General features: G+C 60.5%; 17 protein-coding genes. 1 reads left to right on the top strand and 16 read right to left on the bottom strand.

What is annotated here, in order from left to right:
- Window positions 1-16: 16 nt before the first annotated feature.
- Genes accD through ACEXKH_RS00040 form a run of 10 tightly spaced genes read right to left on the bottom strand, consistent with a single transcriptional unit; the run spans window position 17 to window position 9,191 of the window.
- Entirely contained in the window at window positions 17-1,735 is a 1,719-nt protein-coding gene (gene accD, locus ACEXKH_RS00085) for an acetyl-CoA carboxylase, carboxyltransferase subunit beta (RefSeq protein ID WP_373572637.1), read from the bottom strand.
- Window positions 1,728-3,071, bottom strand: a complete 1,344-nt coding sequence (locus ACEXKH_RS00080; RefSeq protein WP_373572636.1) for an acetyl-CoA carboxylase biotin carboxylase subunit — start codon at window positions 3,069-3,071, stop codon at window positions 1,728-1,730. Before ACEXKH_RS00080 ends, accD begins: the two co-directional genes overlap by 8 nt.
- Before the next feature lie 10 nt (window positions 3,072-3,081).
- Entirely contained in the window at window positions 3,082-3,504 is a 423-nt protein-coding gene (gene fabZ, locus ACEXKH_RS00075) for a 3-hydroxyacyl-ACP dehydratase FabZ (protein ID WP_117563763.1), read from the bottom strand.
- Window positions 3,505-3,513: 9 nt separating this feature from the next.
- Window positions 3,514-3,987, bottom strand: coding sequence for an acetyl-CoA carboxylase biotin carboxyl carrier protein (gene accB, locus ACEXKH_RS00070; protein WP_346977376.1), 474 nt, complete (start codon window positions 3,985-3,987; stop codon window positions 3,514-3,516).
- 3 nt (window positions 3,988-3,990) lie between these two features.
- On the bottom strand, window positions 3,991-5,238 hold the full coding sequence (gene fabF, locus ACEXKH_RS00065; protein ID WP_373572635.1) for a beta-ketoacyl-ACP synthase II: 1,248 nt from the start codon (window positions 5,236-5,238) through the stop codon (window positions 3,991-3,993).
- 39 nt (window positions 5,239-5,277) lie between these two features.
- Window positions 5,278-6,051 (bottom strand): 3-oxoacyl-[acyl-carrier-protein] reductase, encoded by a 774-nt coding sequence (gene fabG, locus ACEXKH_RS00060; protein WP_373572634.1) that lies wholly within the window; start codon window positions 6,049-6,051, stop codon window positions 5,278-5,280.
- Window positions 6,052-6,081: 30 nt separating this feature from the next.
- On the bottom strand, window positions 6,082-7,008 hold the full coding sequence (locus tag ACEXKH_RS00055) for an ACP S-malonyltransferase (RefSeq protein ID WP_373572633.1): 927 nt from the start codon (window positions 7,006-7,008) through the stop codon (window positions 6,082-6,084).
- Complete coding sequence (gene fabK, locus ACEXKH_RS00050; RefSeq protein ID WP_373572632.1) at window positions 6,996-7,940, bottom strand: enoyl-[acyl-carrier-protein] reductase FabK; 945 nt, start codon at window positions 7,938-7,940, stop codon at window positions 6,996-6,998. Before fabK ends, ACEXKH_RS00055 begins: the two co-directional genes overlap by 13 nt.
- A gap of 2 nt (window positions 7,941-7,942) precedes the next feature.
- A complete protein-coding gene (locus ACEXKH_RS00045; RefSeq protein ID WP_055285196.1) occupies window positions 7,943-8,179 on the bottom strand; it encodes an acyl carrier protein in 237 nt (78 codons plus the stop codon).
- A gap of 52 nt (window positions 8,180-8,231) precedes the next feature.
- Window positions 8,232-9,191 (bottom strand): 3-oxoacyl-ACP synthase III family protein, encoded by a 960-nt coding sequence (locus ACEXKH_RS00040; RefSeq protein ID WP_373572631.1) that lies wholly within the window; start codon window positions 9,189-9,191, stop codon window positions 8,232-8,234.
- Between the two features lie 176 nt (window positions 9,192-9,367).
- Between ACEXKH_RS00040 and ACEXKH_RS00035 the strand changes: the two genes are divergently transcribed.
- Window positions 9,368-10,144: a biotin--[acetyl-CoA-carboxylase] ligase gene (locus ACEXKH_RS00035; protein WP_373572630.1), complete on the top strand. Its 777-nt coding sequence runs from the start codon at window positions 9,368-9,370 to the stop codon at window positions 10,142-10,144.
- A gap of 116 nt (window positions 10,145-10,260) precedes the next feature.
- Here the strand turns inward: ACEXKH_RS00035 and rpsJ are convergent, their stop codons facing one another.
- The 6 genes from rpsJ to ACEXKH_RS00005 all read right to left on the bottom strand — a co-directional run bounded on the left by rpsJ (window position 10,261) and on the right by ACEXKH_RS00005 (window position 15,743).
- Window positions 10,261-10,569, bottom strand: a complete 309-nt coding sequence (gene rpsJ / locus ACEXKH_RS00030) for a 30S ribosomal protein S10 (protein ID WP_022094184.1) — start codon at window positions 10,567-10,569, stop codon at window positions 10,261-10,263.
- Window positions 10,570-10,629: 60 nt separating this feature from the next.
- A complete protein-coding gene (gene fusA / locus ACEXKH_RS00025) occupies window positions 10,630-12,729 on the bottom strand; it encodes an elongation factor G (protein WP_152067423.1) in 2,100 nt (699 codons plus the stop codon).
- A 19-nt stretch (window positions 12,730-12,748) separates the two neighbouring features.
- On the bottom strand, window positions 12,749-13,222 hold the full coding sequence (gene rpsG, locus ACEXKH_RS00020) for a 30S ribosomal protein S7 (RefSeq protein ID WP_006235013.1): 474 nt from the start codon (window positions 13,220-13,222) through the stop codon (window positions 12,749-12,751).
- A gap of 73 nt (window positions 13,223-13,295) precedes the next feature.
- Window positions 13,296-13,673: a 30S ribosomal protein S12 gene (gene rpsL, locus ACEXKH_RS00015; RefSeq protein ID WP_006235012.1), complete on the bottom strand. Its 378-nt coding sequence runs from the start codon at window positions 13,671-13,673 to the stop codon at window positions 13,296-13,298.
- A 524-nt stretch (window positions 13,674-14,197) separates the two neighbouring features.
- Entirely contained in the window at window positions 14,198-15,274 is a 1,077-nt protein-coding gene (locus tag ACEXKH_RS00010) for a DUF4179 domain-containing protein (RefSeq protein WP_373572629.1), read from the bottom strand.
- Window positions 15,225-15,743: an RNA polymerase sigma factor gene (locus tag ACEXKH_RS00005; RefSeq protein ID WP_195364297.1), complete on the bottom strand. Its 519-nt coding sequence runs from the start codon at window positions 15,741-15,743 to the stop codon at window positions 15,225-15,227. The genes ACEXKH_RS00010 and ACEXKH_RS00005 overlap by 50 nt, the downstream gene beginning before the upstream one ends.
- Between the last annotated feature and the right edge of the window lie 266 nt (window positions 15,744-16,009).

The following is a 16,009-nucleotide window of genomic DNA, read 5'->3' as shown; positions in this document are numbered from 1 at the left end:
TGCGGACTGTCCCTTATCACATCGTGCGGTACTGACCGATTGTGCGGTACTTTTCGTAGCGGAGGTTTGTGAGGGTCGCGTCGTCGAGCTGCCCAAGCGTATCGAAGGCATCAAATGCCGAGGACATGACGGCACCGGCGATCTCCTCATGCGACAGGCCCCTATCGTCGACAATACCGTCGATGATGCCGAGCGCCAGCAGATCGGGGGCCGTGAGCTTAAGCGCCTCGGCGGCCTCATTCGCACGCTCGGTATCCTTCCACAGGATCGACGCACAGGCCTCGGGGCTCACGACCGAGTAAGCAGAGCTCGAAAGCATAAAAATGCGATCAGCCACGGACAGCGCCAGTGCGCCACCGGATCCGCCCTCGCCCGTAACGACGGAAACAATCGGGGTCTTAAGACCACTCATCTCCATCAAGTTCCGGGCAATCGCCTCGCCCTGGCCGCGCTCCTCGGCACCGATGCCGCAAAACGCGCCCGAAGTATCGACCAGGCACAGAACCGGTCGACCAAACTTTTCGGCCTGGCGCATTAGGCGCCGCGCCTTGCGATAGCCCTCAGGGTGTGCCATGCCAAAGTTGCGCCGCATGCGCTCTTTGGTCGTGGTGCCGCGCTCGATGGCGATGACCGTTACGGGGCGTCCGTCTTTCCAGCCAATGCCAGCCACCACAGCGGCGTCGTCGCCAAAGTAACGGTCGCCGTGCAGCTCCACAAATCCATCCAGGCCCAGCGAGATTATCTCACCCGCCGTGGCGCGATCTGCCGAACGGGTCTGCTTGACAATCTCGAGCGCGGTTTTTGGTGCGGCCGAGCGCCTAAACAAGTGTCCCAGCTTTTTGCCGCAGCGACCCGTACGCACGATTTCATGCGGTGCCCCCAGGCCGGGCGCATGCCCTTCGTGCAGCGCCAGCAGCTCGCCTACCGTAAGCGCAATCTCGCCACGCGGAACAACGGCATCGCAAAAGCCATGCTCCAGCAAAAACTCGGAGCGCTGGAATCCCTTGGGCAGTCGCTTGTGCATGTTCTGCTCGATCACGCGCGGGCCGGCAAATGCCGTCAGGGCATCGGGCTCGGCCAGGATAATGTCGCCCTCCATGGCAAAGCTCGCGGTCACGCCGCCAGTCGTGGGATCGGTGAGCACCGTAATATACAGGCCGCCCGCCTCGCTATGGCGCCTAACCGCCGCAGAAATCTTGGCCATCTGCATAAGCGAGGTCACGCCCTCTTGCATGCGCGCACCGCCCGAAACGGTAAAGCCGACAATTGGCAATCCCAGCTCGGTCGCATGCTCAAATGTGCGACAGATCTTCTCGCCCACCACGGAACCCATCGAGCCCATCATAAAGTTGGCGTCCATAAAGAAGAGCGCCGTATCGCAACCGCAGATTTTGCCCTTGCCGCACACAACGGCATCGCGCTCGCCCGAACGTTCGCTCACGCTCTTGAGCTTGTCGGCATAGCCGGGAAACGAGAGAAAGTCCTCCGGCGCCAGACTGGCATCCCATTCCTCAAACGTGCCCTCGTCGACTGTCATACCCAGGCGCGCACGACCGCTCACGCGAAAATGCTTGCCGCAACGGGGGCAGACCTCGAGGTTGTCGTGCAGGCGTGTCTCATCGATCACACGGCGGCACTCCGGGCACTTGATAAACACGTGGCGCGCGGGAAACTCGGCGCACGACTCGGTCATCGGCCCCTCGAGGACGTTGACCGTCTTCGCTTTTCTATTCATCAGCATAGAGATGCCCCATCAGATCGGTGTGATACATGCCCGACAAGAACTCGTCGTTTGCCAGCACGTCGAGCTGAAGCTCGCTGTTTTCGCTCACGCCCTCAATCACGAGCTCGCCCAGGGCCGAGCGCATCTTGCGAATGGCGCCGTCACGCGTGGGCGCACACACGATGAGCTTGCCAAGCATGGAGTCGTAGTACGGCGGAACTTTTGCACCGGTAAACATGGCGGAATCCCAGCGCACGCGCGGACCACCCGGCACACGCAACGCGGTGACCGTTCCGCATGACGGCAGAAAGTCCGGCGTTTCGGCATTGATGCGGCACTCCATGGCGTGGTTGCGGACCGGCATGTCCTCCTGCTCAAAGGGCAGAGGCTGGCCGGCTGCCACGCGCAGCTGCCACTTGACCAAGTCGGTATCGGTCACAAACTCCGTAACCGGATGCTCCACCTGCAAGCGCGTGTTCATTTCCATAAAGTAGAAATTGCCGTCGTCCGAATACAGGAACTCGATGGTACCGGCTCCTTCGTAGTCGACGGCACGAGCCAGGTCGCGTGCGGCCTTGTGCATGCGGGCACGAATGTCGTCGTGTCCGTCGAGGCACGGCGCGGGGCTCTCCTCGATTAGCTTTTGGTTGCGCCGCTGCACCGAGCACTCGCGCTCGCCGAGCGAAAACACATGGCCCTGCTTATCGGCCATAATCTGCACCTCAACGTGATGCGCCGGCGCGACGAACTTCTCCATGTAGCACTCGCCGTCGCCAAAAACGGCCTCGCCCTCGGCGCGTGCTTCAATAAAGGCCTTTGCCGCATCTTCCACGCGCTCGACCTTACGAATACCGCGACCGCCGCCGCCCGCACGCGCCTTAATAAGCACGGGGCAGCCAATGCGCTCAGCCTCGGCCGTTGCCTCCTCGGGACTTTTGAGCAAATCGCAGCCCGGCACGATGGGCACGCCCGCCGCGGCAGCCGTTCGACGTGCGGCGTCCTTGTCGCCCATGCTGTCGATCACCTTGGCCGAAGGACCAACAAACGCCAGGCCATACTTGTCGCAGTCGCGCACGAAGCTCGCCTTCTCGGAGAAAAAGCCATAGCCGGGATGAATTGCCTTAGCTCCCGACTTTACGGCACAGGTGAGCACAGCATCGTCGTTGAGGTAGCTCTCGGCAAGACGCGGACCGCCGATGCAATACGCCTCGTCGGCAAGCTGCACGTGCAGCGCGTCCGCATCGGCCGTGGAATAAACGGCGACGGTCTTGATGCCCATATCGCGGCACGCGCGGATAACACGGACCGCGACTTCGCCGCGGTTGGCGATGAGCACTTTGTCGAACATGAAGCCTTCCTTAACTTTCGTGCATGAGTGCAAAAGACATATCGGCGCGGCAGCAAACCTCACCGTTGACGCTCGCAGTACCCGTCGCAAAGCGGAACGGCCCGCGCGCACGCGTGATGGTGCACACCAGATCAACCGTGTCGCCCGGGCGCACCGGACGCTTAAAGCGCACCTTGTCCAGACTCGTATAGAACGGCGTCGCGCCGCGCGCTTCCTCATCGCCCATCAGCAGCACGCAGCAGTTTTGGGCGAGCATCTCGCACTGAATCACGCCGGGGACCACCGGGTTTCCCGGAAAATGCCCCTGCAAAAAGTACTCGTCGCCCGTGATCGTGATCTTGCCGTGGGCCTCGTCGCCCACCAGCTCGGCCTCGTCGAGCAAAAGCATCGGTTCGCGATGCGGCAACAGTTCCTTAAGCTCTTCTTTGTTCATGGATATCACCTATCCGATTCTCATGAGGCAGCTGCCAAACTCCACGAGGTCGCCGTCGGCCACGCAGATCTCGAGCACCTCGCCGTCTGCCTCGGCTGTCACCTCGTTGAGAACCTTCATGGCCTCGATGATGCAGAGGGTCTCGCCGGCCTTGACCTTGGAGCCCACGCGCACAAACGGCTCGTCGCCCGGCGCTGGAGCAGCATAGAAAACGCCGACCATGGGAGCGGTCACCTCGGTGCCCTTGGGCTCCGGTGCGGCAACAGGTGTCTGCGCGGCGGGCTCCGGTGCGGCAGGCGCGACTGTGGGAGCTGCAACTGGAGCGGCCATAGCGCTCGGCATGGGCATGGGCACGGCAACCGGCTGTGCGGCGCTCGCGCGCTCGAGTTCGACCGCGGTGCCATCAGGCTCCTCAACGCGTACGCGCGTGAGGCCGCGGTTCTCCATGACATCGGCTATCTCGGCAAGTCTTTTGGAATCCATGCTCTAGCTCCTCGTATATCTACGCAGCGCGATGGCGGCGTTGTGTCCGCCAAAGCCCAGATTGGTCGAAAGTGCCCAGGTAAGGTCAGCGCGAACCGCGCGATTGGGCGTGTAGTCAAGATCGCAGCCGGGATCGGGCGTGTGGTAATTAATGGTCGGCGGCACCACGCCCTGCTCGAGCGCCATGGCGCAGGCCATGACCTCGATGGCGCCCGTGGCGCCGATCATGTGGCCGGTCATCGACTTGGTCGACGAAACATGTGCGGCGCGCGCCGCGTCCTCGCCGAGCGCTCGCTTGATACCCGCCGTCTCGGACGAATCGTTAAGCTTAGTCGAGGTGCCGTGAGCGTTGATGTAGAGGCCCTCGGAAGGCTTGACGTCGCCCTCGGCCACCGCCAGCGATATCGCGCGGGCAATGCCGGCAGCCTCGGGATCGGGGCTCGTGATGTGATAGGCATCATCGGTGTTGCCGTAGCCCACGACCTCGGCATAAATGTGCGCACCGCGCGCCTGCGCATGTTCCATGCTCTCGAGCACGAGCACGCAGGCGCCCTCGCCCATCACAAAGCCGTCGCGGTCTGCATCGAACGGGCGACAGGCCGTCGCGGGATCGGGGTTGGTGGTCAATGCGCGGCAGGACGTAAAGCCCGCAACGGCATCGGGGATAATGGCCGCCTCGGCGCCGCCCGCGAGGATTGCATCGGCATAGCCGTGCTTGATGGCGCGGAACGCCTCACCCACCGCATGGGCCGAGGTTGCACACGCGGTCACCACGGGCAGGGTCGGACCCTTTGCCTTGTGACGGATTGCGATATTGCCCGATGCCATGTTGGGGATCATCATCGCGATCATGTAAGGCGATGCGCGGCGGGGCCCACGGTCGGCAATCGTATGGACGTTGTCGACGAGCGTCTGCATGCCGCCCACGCCCGACCCCACGTAGACGCCCAGGCGCTCGCGATCGATGGCGCCTTCGACATCAAAGCCCGCATCGTGCATGGCCTCGTCCGACGCCGCCAGTGCAAACTGAACGCAGGGGTCCAGGTGCTTGGCGTCGTGCTTGCCAAAGTAGTCGTTGCCGTCAAAACCCTTGACCTCGGCCGCCACCTTGACGGCAAACGCATCCGTATCGAAGTGCGTAATCGGGCCGATGCCGCACGTGCCGGCGCACATTGCCGCCCAGGTGGCAAGCGCGGTGTTGCCGAGCGGCGATACGGCACCGATGCCGGTGATTGCAACTCTCTGTTCCATCTTGGTCTCCTCATTCAAGCCGTTCTTCGGCCCTGGTTTCTACATCGCCATTCCGCCGTCGACGCGCACGACCTCACCCGTAATGTAGGCAGCCGCATCACTCGCCAAAAAGCGCACCACGCCGGCCACTTCCTCGGGGCGCGCCATGCGCTTAAGGGGAATCTGCTCCTCGGTTGCCGCACGCACCTTCTCCGAGAGCTTTGCCGTCATGTCCGTCTCGACAAACCCGGGGGCGACCGCGTTCACTCGTACGCCGCGGGGCGCAAGCTCGCGCGCCACCGCCTTGGTAAGCCCTATCACACCCGCCTTGGAGGCAGCGTAGTTGGCTTGCCCGGCATTGCCCATCAGGCCCACGACCGAGCTCATGTTGACGACGCAGCCGCCGCGCTGGCGCATAAAGGTCTTGGTGAGTGCGCGCATCATATTGAATGTTCCCTTGAGATTGACATCGAGCACGCAATCGAATGCGTCATCGCCCATGCGCATGAGCAGGCCATCGCGGGTGATGCCGGCGTTGTTGACGAGCGCCCAGATTGAGCCGAAGTCGCTCAGGACCGCCTCCACGCATGTGTTGACAGCATCGGGGTCGGCCACGTCACATTGATATGCGCGCGCCGTGGCGCCAGCCGCCTCGCAGGCTTTGCACGTCTCGCGTGCCGCATCGACGCCGCCGGCATAGACGACGGCAATATCGTAGCCATCCTCCGCCAGGCCCACGGCACAAGCGCGGCCGATACCCCGCGAGCCGCCCGTGATTAGTGCCACGCGATGTGAGTCGTTGCGCTCGAGCGCGCCGTTGTTCAAGTTGCCCATGTCATTCCTTTCGGGTTACAGCCCTGTGGACTATGCGAGCTCGTTGGCGATAGCTGCGACCTGCTCGGCCGTTTCGCACGAATACACGCGAACGTCGCTCAGCGTACGCTTGACCAGGCCGGACAGCGTTTTGCCGGGGCCGACCTCAATAAACGTGTCGATGCCTTGATCCTGCAGAGCATGCAGCGTGTCGACCCAGCGCACGGCATGGCTCACCTGGTTGGCCAGCACCTCCGATGCCGTCTGCGGGTCGGCCGGATAGGGCGCCGCCGTCATATTTGCCATAACAGGAATGAGCAACGGGGACGGCGCGTGACCGGCCTCGATATATGCAGCAAGGTCACAGGTCGCCTCGGCCATATAGGGGCTATGGAATGCACCCGACACCGCGACCTTCATGGCCCGGCCACCAGCCTCTTTTACCAGGACGTCGAGGGTCTGCAACGCATCGGGCGCTCCGGCCACAACCGTCTGCTGGGGGCTGTTGTAGTTGACCGGCCAGCAGTCCTCGCCTGCCTGTTTTGCCAGGCCCTCAACTTGCGCCGCATCGAGCTTGATGACTGCGCGCATGCCGCCGGGGTGACGCTCGGCCGCCGTGGCCATAAGCGCCGCGCGCTCACACACGAGCTCAAAGCCCGCTCGCGTATCGAATGCCCCCGCAAAGGTGAGCGCGGCGACCTCGCCCAGCGAGAATCCCGCACAGGCGGCAGGCACCACGCCGCGCTCGCGCAGGGCGACGGCGGCAGCCAAGTCGTGCACGAACACGCAAGGCTGCGTGTTCTCGGTCTGCGAGAGCTCCTCTTTCGAGGCGCTCCGGCACTGCTCGCTCGTCCCCGGGCGTACCTCATCGGCGATTGCAAACACCTCGGCAGCCGCCGGTGATGCTTCGATGAGGTCGACGCCCATCGCGGGATGCTGGGCACCCTGACCGGCAAACAGAAACGCTACGCTACCCATGCGAACGAACCCTTCAGGACATGCTCGGCGCCATCGACCAGATCGTCGACGATTTCGCGTGCGCTCTGGCGTTCGTTGACCATGCCGGCAATCTGTCCACACAAAAACGAACCCTCTTCGTAGTTGCCGTCCTTGGCGGCTTTACGAAGCGCGCCCGTGCCCATGGCCCCGAGCTCCTCGGGGCTTGCGCCCGCCGCCTCGTTCTTGGCATACGCGTTGGTGAAGGGGCTCTTGAGGGCGCGAACCGGATGTCCCGTCGAGCGACCGGTCGCACGCGTCGACGTGTCGCCCGCCTTGAGCACCAGTTCTTTGTATTGCTCGGAGACGGTGCACTCATCGGCAACGAGAAAACGCGTGCCCACTTGGACGCCAGCGGCGCCGAGCATAAAGGCGGCCGCCACACCGCGGCCATCGGCGATGCCGCCAGCCGCAACCACGGGAATATCGACCGCATCGACAACCTGCGGCACCAGCGCCATCGTCGAGGTCTCGCCAATATGGCCGCCTGATTCGGTACCCTCGGCAACCACGGCAGTGGCTCCGCGACGCGCCACGAGACGCGCCAGCGCCACCGATGCCACGACGGGAATAACCTTGATGCCCGCATCGCCCCAGGCCTTCATGTACTTGGTGGGATTGCCGGCGCCGGTCACCACAACGGGCACCCGCTCATCGATCACCACTTGTGCGACCTCGTCGACAAACGGGCTCATGAGCATAACGTTGACGCCAAAGGGCTTATCCGTCTTGGCGCGCAGCTCGTGAATCTGATCGCGCAGCCAGTTTGCGTCGGCATTCATGGCCGCGATAATGCCTAAGCCGCCCGCCTCGGACACGGCAGATGCCAGCGAGGCATCGGCAATCCAGGCCATGCCACCCTGGAACACGGGTTTTTCGATGCCGAGCAGATCGCAGAGAGGAGACTTGAGCATCACTACTTCTCCAATGCCGCCTCGACCGTATCGACGAACTCGCCGACCGTCTTGGGGTTCTCCTCGGTATCGAGCTCAATGCCAAACTCGTCCTCAACGGCGACGAGGATCTCGACGGTGCCCAGACTGTCGAGGCCAATCTCCTCGAGCGTGGACTCGGGCTTCATCTCGACGTCGTCAAGGCCAGCGGTCTCGCGGATAACGTCGCAAACGCGCTCGAAGGTCTTCTGATCTGCCATGGTAGTTCTCCTTTGTTTGTGCCCTAGGGGCGTTTTTATTTCCTATGTGCGACTACTTCCAACGAAGCAGATAGCCACCTATATCCAGGCCGGCGCCAAATCCAACGAGGGCGATGGTGTCGTCCTCATTCAGTGCGTCGGTACGTGCCAGCCGGTCAAGCGCAAAGGGAATGCAGGCGCTCGAAATGTTGCCGGTCTCGCGTAGCGTTCGAACCACGCGCTCGTCTGGCACGTCGAGACGCTTGACCGCCTGACTCAGGATTCGTTCGTTAGCCTGATGGAATACAAAATGGTCGATGTCTTCGACCGAAATGCCCGCATCGCTCGCAAGCTTATGGACCGTGTCGCAGATGGCGTTGACGCCGAACTTGAACACGCGGCGACCATTCATGGACAGCACGCTCGCGCTATCTGCGGAGTCCTTAAACGGCGAGGTGCCGACCAGACCGGGAACGCGCAACGTCTCGACGTCGGGCGCCGTCGAAAGCTCAACGGCAAGGGGGTTGTCTCCCCCAGCCCCTATCACTGCAGCGCCCGCGCCGTCGCCAAAGAGCACGCACGTGGCGCGGTCGGTCCAATCGAGCGCGCGCGTCATCTGCTCGGCGGCAACGACCAGCACGTGCCTGGCGCGACCGCGGGCGATATAGCCCTCGGCGACATCGAGCGCAAAAACGAAGCCGGCACAAGCCGCCGAAACGTCGAAGGCAGGACATGTGGCACCCAGGCGCTCAGCAACGGCACACGCCTCAGCGGGAACAAGGTGGTCACCCGTCGTCGTCGAGCAGACGATCAGATCCAGCTGGCTCGCGTCGATTCCGGATACCTGGAGTGCCCGCTCGCTCGCCGCTACGGCAAGGTCGTCGAGTGACTCAGTGGTGCAGACGTGGCGGCTCTTGATACCGGTGCGGGTAAAAATCCACTCATCCGAGGTATCGAGGAACTCGGACAGCTCGTCATTGGAAACGCTGCGCGCAGGAAGCGCCGAGCCCGTTCCCAGTATCGTGAAACCCATCACTAACCTCCTTTGAGTTGTTGACGTGTTTACATCGACCAAGAGAGGATAGCGCATTTCAGTCATTGTTGACGTGTTAACATTAAATTGTCCAAATGCGACAAAGGCTTCACATTGTGTCTGCCTCACGACACCATTGCGTTATTCACTTATTCATTAAGGAGGTAGCAGCCGCTATGGATGCCAAATTAACGATAGTCGACGTAACCGGATCGACCAACGATGACCTGCTCGAAGCAGGAAAACAAGGAGCGCCGCACGGCACAGGACTTGCCGCCCGGGCTCAGACTGCAGGACGCGGCCGGCGCGGCCACAAGTGGGATTCAACCGCCGGCAACCTATTGCTTTCGATTGTCCTGCGTCCATGCGTTAATCCTGCAAAGTACTCTGGTCTTGCCGCCGTCAGCGGCCTAGCGGTGCTCGAGGCGCTCGAAAAGCAGGGTCTTGCAAACGAGATTGGCCTCAAATGGCCCAACGACCTGGTCGCGCGAGGACGAAAGCTCGGCGGCATTCTGGTCGAGGCGGCACGCGATAACGAAGGCAAACCTTTCGCCGTCTGCGGCATTGGCGTCAATGTGAACTATGTGCCTTCGGAGGTTCCTGATGACGGCCTGCCGGCAATCGGTCTCTCGGACCTCAACGAGAATGTTCCCGCCGTCGATGTGCTACTCAAGGAGGTCTATCACGCGGTCGTGAACGCTGTAGACACATGGGCAGAGCGTCTCAACGCCATGGAAGAAGACGCCGGACCGCTCGCGACCGTCCACGGCGAATATATCGGTCATCTCAATTGGATTGGGGATCACGTTATCGCCCGTTCCCCCGCTGGGGACGAGCTGGCGCGTGGAATCTTTCAAACGGTCGATGACTTTGGTCGCGCGTGCATCGAGACAGAAGACGACTTGCGATCCTTCCATTTTGAGGAGGCATCGCTGCGCCCCATGGGTAAATAAGACGCCATAGCCACCCATTCGGCCGCATTATCCGGGCCCCCAAGGCCACCATTCAAAACAAAAGAGCCCCGCTACCATAATGGCAGCGGGGCTCTTTAAGCTATGAGCGATATCGCTTAGAGCTTGATGTCGATGTCGACGCCAGCGGGGAGGTCGAGACGCATGAGCGAATCAACGGTGCCCGAGGTGGGGTCGAGGATGTCGATGAGGCGCTTGTGGGTGCGCATCTCGAACTGCTCACGGGAGTCCTTGTTCACATGCGGCGAACGGATAACCGTGTACAGGTTACGCTCGGTGGGCAGGGGGACAGGACCGGAAACGCGAGCGCCGGTCTTCTGAGCGGTCTCGACGATGAGCTTCGCGGACTGATCGACGACCTCGTGATCATAGCCCTTGAGGCGAATGCGGATCTTCTGGGTAGCCAACTTAAACCTCCAAAGAGTGCGAGAGATGTTCTCGCGGATTACGTAACAGGGAGCTCGAACTTAGGCGTTCTTGCTCATGACCTCGTCCACGATGGACTTGGGCGCGGGCTCATAAGAGTCGAACTGCATCGTGTAGGATGCACGGCCCTGGGTCTGGGAGCGAAGGTCGGTAGCGTAACCGAACATCTCGCCCAGCGGCACCTTGGCACGGATGAGCTTGCTGTTCTTGCGATCCTCCATGCCCTCGATCTTGCCGCGGCGACCGGAGAGGTTGCCCATAACGTCGCCCATGTACTGCTCGGGGGTCTCGACCTCGACAGCCATGATCGGCTCGAGCAGCTGCGGGTCGGACTTCTTGAGGGCGTCCTTGATAGCCATGGAACCGGCGATCTTGAAGGCAGCCTCGGAGGAGTCGACCTCGTGGTAAGAACCGTCGAACAGGGTGACCTTGACGTCGAGGACCGGGAAGCCGGCGATAACACCGGTGTTCAGGGCCTCCTGGATGCCCTTGTCGATGGACGGGATGTACTCCTTGGGCACGACGCCGCCGACGATAGCGTTGACGAACTCGTAGCCGAAGCCCTCCTCCATCTTCTCGAGCTTGATGACGGCGTGGCCGTACTGACCGCGACCACCGGACTGACGGACGAACTTGCCCTCAGCCTTCTCGACGTCGTGACCAGCGGTCTCGCGGTAGGCAACCTGGGGCTTACCCACGTTAGCGTCAACCTTGAACTCACGGAGCAGACGGTCGACGATGATCTCGAGGTGCAGCTCGCCCATGCCGGCGATGATGGTCTGGCCGGTCTCGTGGTTGGTGGACACCTGGAAGGTCGGGTCCTCCTCGGCGAGCTTGGTCAGAGCCAGGGACATCTTGTCCTGCTCGGCCTTGGTCTTGGGCTCGATGGCAACGTCGATAACGGGCTTAGCGAACTCGATCTTCTCGAGGACGATCTCCTTGCCCTCTTCGCACAGGGTGTCACCGGTGGTGGAGTTCTTGAAGCCGACGCAAGCGACGATGTCGCCGGCAGCGGCGTCGTCACGGTCGATACGCTCGGCGGCGTTCATCTCGAGGATGCGGCCGAGACGCTCGCGCTGACCGTTGGAAGCGTTGACAACGTAGGAGCCGGACTCAGCGCGGCCGGAGTAAACGCGGACGTAGGTGAGCTTACCGACGAACGGGTCGGTCATGATCTTGAAGACCAGGCCGGAGAAGGGCTCGTCGAAGGAAGGATGACGCTGGATCTCCTCGCCGGTGTCCGGATCGGTACCGGTGACGGCCTCAACGTCGAGCGGGCTGGGCAGGTAGTCGACGACAGCGTCGAGCAGCTCCTGAACGCCCTTGTTCTTGTAAGCGGAGCCCACGAAGACGAGGTTGAGCTCGTTGGCCAGAACACCCTTGCGCAGAGCAGCCTTGAGCTCCTCGACGGTGAAGTCCTCCTCCATGAGGATCTTCTCCATGAGCTCGTCGTCAAAGCTGGCAGCAGCGTCGAGGAGCTCCTCGCGCTTGGTGGCAGCGATGTCGGCAAACTCAGCCGGGATCTCGTCCATCGGCTCGGGGTAGGTCATGCCCTTCTCGTCGGCCTTGAAGTCCCATGCAGTCATGGTGACGAGGTCGATGACGCCCCAGAAGTTGTCCTCGGCGCCCATCGGGACCTGAGCGGCCACGGCGTTGGCGTCGAGACGATCCTTCATGGTCTCGATAGCGTTGAAGAAGTCAGCGCCCACGCGGTCATACTTGTTGATGAAGGCGATGCGGGGGACGTTGAAGGTGGAAGCCTGACGCCAAACGGTCTCAGACTGGGGCTGAACGCCGGCAACGGCGTCGAAAACGGCGACAGCGCCATCGAGGACGCGCAGGCAGCGCTCGACCTCGGCGGTGAAGTCAACGTGGCCCGGGGTGTCGATGATCTGGATGCGGTAGTCCTTACCGTCCTTGTTCCAGAAGCAGGTGGTAGCAGCGGAGGTAATGGTTACGCCGCGCTCCTGCTCCTGAACCATCCAGTCCATGGTGGCAGCGCCCTCATGGACCTCACCGATCTTGTGGGTCTTACCGGTGTAGTAAAGAATACGCTCGGTCGTGGTGGTCTTACCGGCATCGATGTGAGCCATGATGCCGATGTTACGGGTATCGGAAAGCTTGTACTTAGGCTTAGCCATGTTAGTTCCTTACCTTAACTTACCAACGATAGTGAGAGAACGCGCGGTTGGCCTCGGCCATCTTGAAGACGTCCTCACGCTTCTTGACGGAAGCGCCCAGGCCGTTGGAGGCGTCGAGAATCTCGTTGGCGAGACGCTCGGCCATGGTCTTCTCCTTGCGAGCGCGGGAGAAGTTGACGATCCAGCGGATACCCAGAGCGGTGGAACGACGGGAGTTGACCTCCATCGGGACCTGATAGGTAGCGCCACCGACACGCTTGGGCTTAACCTCGAGCGTGGGCTTGACGTTGTCCATAGCCTTCTTGAAGGTAGCGAGAGCGTCGCCACCCTCAGACTTCTCGGCAACGATCTCGAAAGCGGTGTAAACGATGCGCTCAGCGGTGGCCTTCTTGCCGTCAAGAAGGACCTTGTTGATGAGCTGAGTCACCAGGCGGTTGTTGTAAACGGCGTCAGGCTGAACCTCACGACGATTAGCTGCTGCACGACGCGGCATGTGAAATCTCCTTAAGTGTCTACCGTGCGGCGCTTAGGCGGCACACGGCGAAAGTATCAAAACGTTATCTGGCTTATTTGGCCTTGGGGCGCTTAGCACCGTACTTGGAACGGGCCTGCATACGGTTCTGGACCGGAGCAGCGTCGTAGGCGCCACGGATGACGTGATAACGGACACCAGGGAGGTCACGGACACGACCGCCGCGGACGAGCACGATGGAGTGCTCCTGCAGGTTGTGGCCCTCACCCGGGATGTAAGCAGTAACTTCGATGCCGTTGACAAGGCGAACACGGGCAACCTTACGAAGAGCCGAGTTCGGCTTCTTGGGGCTCGTGGTGAAGACGCGGGTGCACACGCCGCGCTTCTGGGAGTTGTGCTGCAGAGCAGCGTTCTTGGACTTCTTGGGCACGGAACGACGGCCCTGGCGAACCAGCTGGTTAATAGTAGGCAAAGCGTACTCCTTCTCGAATGATTCCAGCTTTCTGTAAAGTGCAACGGCTTGAATCGAGGGGTCAGCATCCCCCTACGAAACACGCAGTTCGATAGGATACGTGGCGTTAGCTGTGCCGTCAACAGACCACGCCGCCGGGCGTATCCCAAAATTGGCATATTTCCGCAAACCCTACACAAAAGGGATCCCCCTCCTGTGCGCATGTCGGATTCCCGGGCCGGGCGGCCTGCGGTTTAAGTTTGCTGCTCTACAGTCCTGGCTCGCACGGAGGCCACATTAAGTGGCCTCCGGCTCGTGCGGAACTCGCGACAAACTTAAACCGCAGGCCGCCCGGCCCGGGAATCCGACATGCTCGTCGAGGCAACGCTACCTGCCAAAAAGGGACAGGTTTATTTTGGTCGGTTTTATCTGGGGAAACGTCGCGCTCCAGCGGTAATCTGCTCTCATCTGTCGCATGGAAATCGGCGGCGTTTCCATTTAACGCAAAAGAGGCCGCTTCCCCTAGTAAGAAGCGGCCCCAAATCTTACGAATAGACGATGGTAAAGGGTACTTCTGTTTCGGTCTCCCCTGTTGATGTATACCTCACAATTTCAAGGGTTACCGAGACAACTTGATCGACATCAATCAACTTCGTTGGCACCCAGATGTTCTCTCCGCTATTGCGCCCATAAGAAAAATATAAGTTGAACACCCCTGCGTCGTCATCTTCGATAATCTGCTCCGATCCATCCTTGTAGCTGACGGTCAGCTTATTATCAACTGCTTCATAGCCCAAATCATCGATGTGCGTCTGGATGGAAAACGGGCTAATCTCAAGAGGCGAGTCACCGGAGCGGAGTTCCTTTGTATCGACGTACGCTCCAATATTGAACTCGGGTGTCGACGCCTCAAACCGCCTCGCACTCTCACCTTCACCCTCGGTCCAATGGATATTCCAGGTGACAGCATGTTGCAAATCTCGCTCGCGATCCATAGCGGCAAAGTACATCGTGCCATTAATGACAGTATCGCTTGATGTGTCCTTATCAATTGTGCTGCGTGTGTCAGGCCATTCCTCGCCGAACTTCATATCGGGCGTGCCGATGCCCTGCTCTTCTTCACCATAGAGAACAAGTTCGCCAATCTCTGCTGCTGGCTTGTAGTAGTTAACTCCATTTGGATTGGACAACGTAAACGTCACGGCTCCGCAGCCGTTTTGGTCGATTGCCATCTCATGGATATCAAGCGTATAGCCGTTGCCCTCGACGGACAGATTAACCTCCTGGACTGCGCCTTCCAGGCTTTGGGGCGCGATGCCATCGCCAAACTCTCTGGTGTAGGTATATTTAGTTCCCGATGAGCCGCCGTTGGTCCAGGTAATGGAATCCCCGTTGCCGTGGTTTCCCCAGGCAGAGGCAAAATAGCTGGAATTGACGACGGCGTAGGCGACCCCTCCGGTCGCCAGCACTCCGGCAAGGCATCCGATCACGGCAACATACAGAGGCTTCGCGTGGCCCTTTCGGCGAAGCGGCTCACCAGCAGCGGCATAAAGAACACGGTCAGCAAGATCGCTATCGGCTTGGACGGACTCGAAGGCCTGCTTGATTTGATTGGATTTCACGGTCGCCCTCCTCTAGGATGAACTTGAGCTTCGATCTGCCGCGAGCCAAACGCGTTCGAACAGTCGCGGCTGGCACATGCAATAACTCGGCAATCTCTGAGGTCGAAAAGCCCAGATAGTAATAGAGCATGATGGGAACACGGAATCGTTCCGGAAGTCGCATAACGTCTGACAGGACCGCCTTGGTCTCCTCCTGCGCCGTCGAAAGCGAATCGGCCAGGTTCTCAATATCCTCCACACGCCTCCATGGCTTTCGAAAGAGAGATTTGCATTCATTGATCGTGACCCGGATAAGCCATCGACGAAGATGTTCCCAGCTTTCAAATTGCGCATCGCTTTTGAGTAACTTCAGAAAGACGTCTTGAGCGACATCGTCGGCATCGGCACGATCGCGCAGATACGTCAATGCGATTCGAAACACGACATCCCTGTGATCTTCGACCGCCTGTCTAAAAGCTTGTTCTTCCATAATCACCTCCCGGTGACGCTGTTGTTCTTAATGAGGCCCTCACCATAGAAACGCTTTGACCGAACGAAATGTTTCAAATTCAAGAGGAAATACCTATCAAAAATACCCTGACCCTTTTTCAGCACAAAAGGAAACTGCGCCTGTGCGCAAGGGCGGATTCCCGTCCCAGGCGGCCCTGGGCTTAAGTTTGCTGCTCTACAGTCCTGGCTCGCACGGAGGCCACATTAAGTGGCCTCCGGCTCGTGCGGAACTCGCGACAAACTTAA

Source organism: Collinsella aerofaciens ATCC 25986, assembly GCF_964259375.1.
Taxonomy (GTDB): domain Bacteria; phylum Actinomycetota; class Coriobacteriia; order Coriobacteriales; family Coriobacteriaceae; genus Collinsella; species Collinsella aerofaciens_BO.
This window is presented reverse-complemented; position numbering and strand designations above follow the sequence as displayed.

Coding starts and splice junctions, on each gene's coding strand:
- fabK (WP_373572632.1), bottom strand. CDS start 7,940: ATGCTCAAGTCTCCTCTCTGCGATCTGCTCGGCATCGAAAAACCCGTG.
- ACEXKH_RS00005 (WP_195364297.1), bottom strand. CDS start 15,743: ATGGAAGAACAAGCTTTTAGACAGGCGGTCGAAGATCACAGGGATGTC.
- rpsG (WP_006235013.1), bottom strand. CDS start 13,222: ATGCCGCGTCGTGCAGCAGCTAATCGTCGTGAGGTTCAGCCTGACGCC.
- ACEXKH_RS00080 (WP_373572636.1), bottom strand. CDS start 3,071: ATGTTCGACAAAGTGCTCATCGCCAACCGCGGCGAAGTCGCGGTCCGT.
- fusA (WP_152067423.1), bottom strand. CDS start 12,729: ATGGCTAAGCCTAAGTACAAGCTTTCCGATACCCGTAACATCGGCATC.
- fabF (WP_373572635.1), bottom strand. CDS start 5,238: ATGGAACAGAGAGTTGCAATCACCGGCATCGGTGCCGTATCGCCGCTC.
- ACEXKH_RS00035 (WP_373572630.1), top strand. CDS start 9,368: ATGGATGCCAAATTAACGATAGTCGACGTAACCGGATCGACCAACGAT.
- ACEXKH_RS00040 (WP_373572631.1), bottom strand. CDS start 9,191: ATGGGTTTCACGATACTGGGAACGGGCTCGGCGCTTCCTGCGCGCAGC.
- ACEXKH_RS00055 (WP_373572633.1), bottom strand. CDS start 7,008: ATGGGTAGCGTAGCGTTTCTGTTTGCCGGTCAGGGTGCCCAGCATCCC.
- accD (WP_373572637.1), bottom strand. CDS start 1,735: ATGAATAGAAAAGCGAAGACGGTCAACGTCCTCGAGGGGCCGATGACC.
- ACEXKH_RS00045 (WP_055285196.1), bottom strand. CDS start 8,179: ATGGCAGATCAGAAGACCTTCGAGCGCGTTTGCGACGTTATCCGCGAG.
- fabG (WP_373572634.1), bottom strand. CDS start 6,051: ATGGGCAACTTGAACAACGGCGCGCTCGAGCGCAACGACTCACATCGC.
- fabZ (WP_117563763.1), bottom strand. CDS start 3,504: ATGAACAAAGAAGAGCTTAAGGAACTGTTGCCGCATCGCGAACCGATG.
- accB (WP_346977376.1), bottom strand. CDS start 3,987: ATGGATTCCAAAAGACTTGCCGAGATAGCCGATGTCATGGAGAACCGC.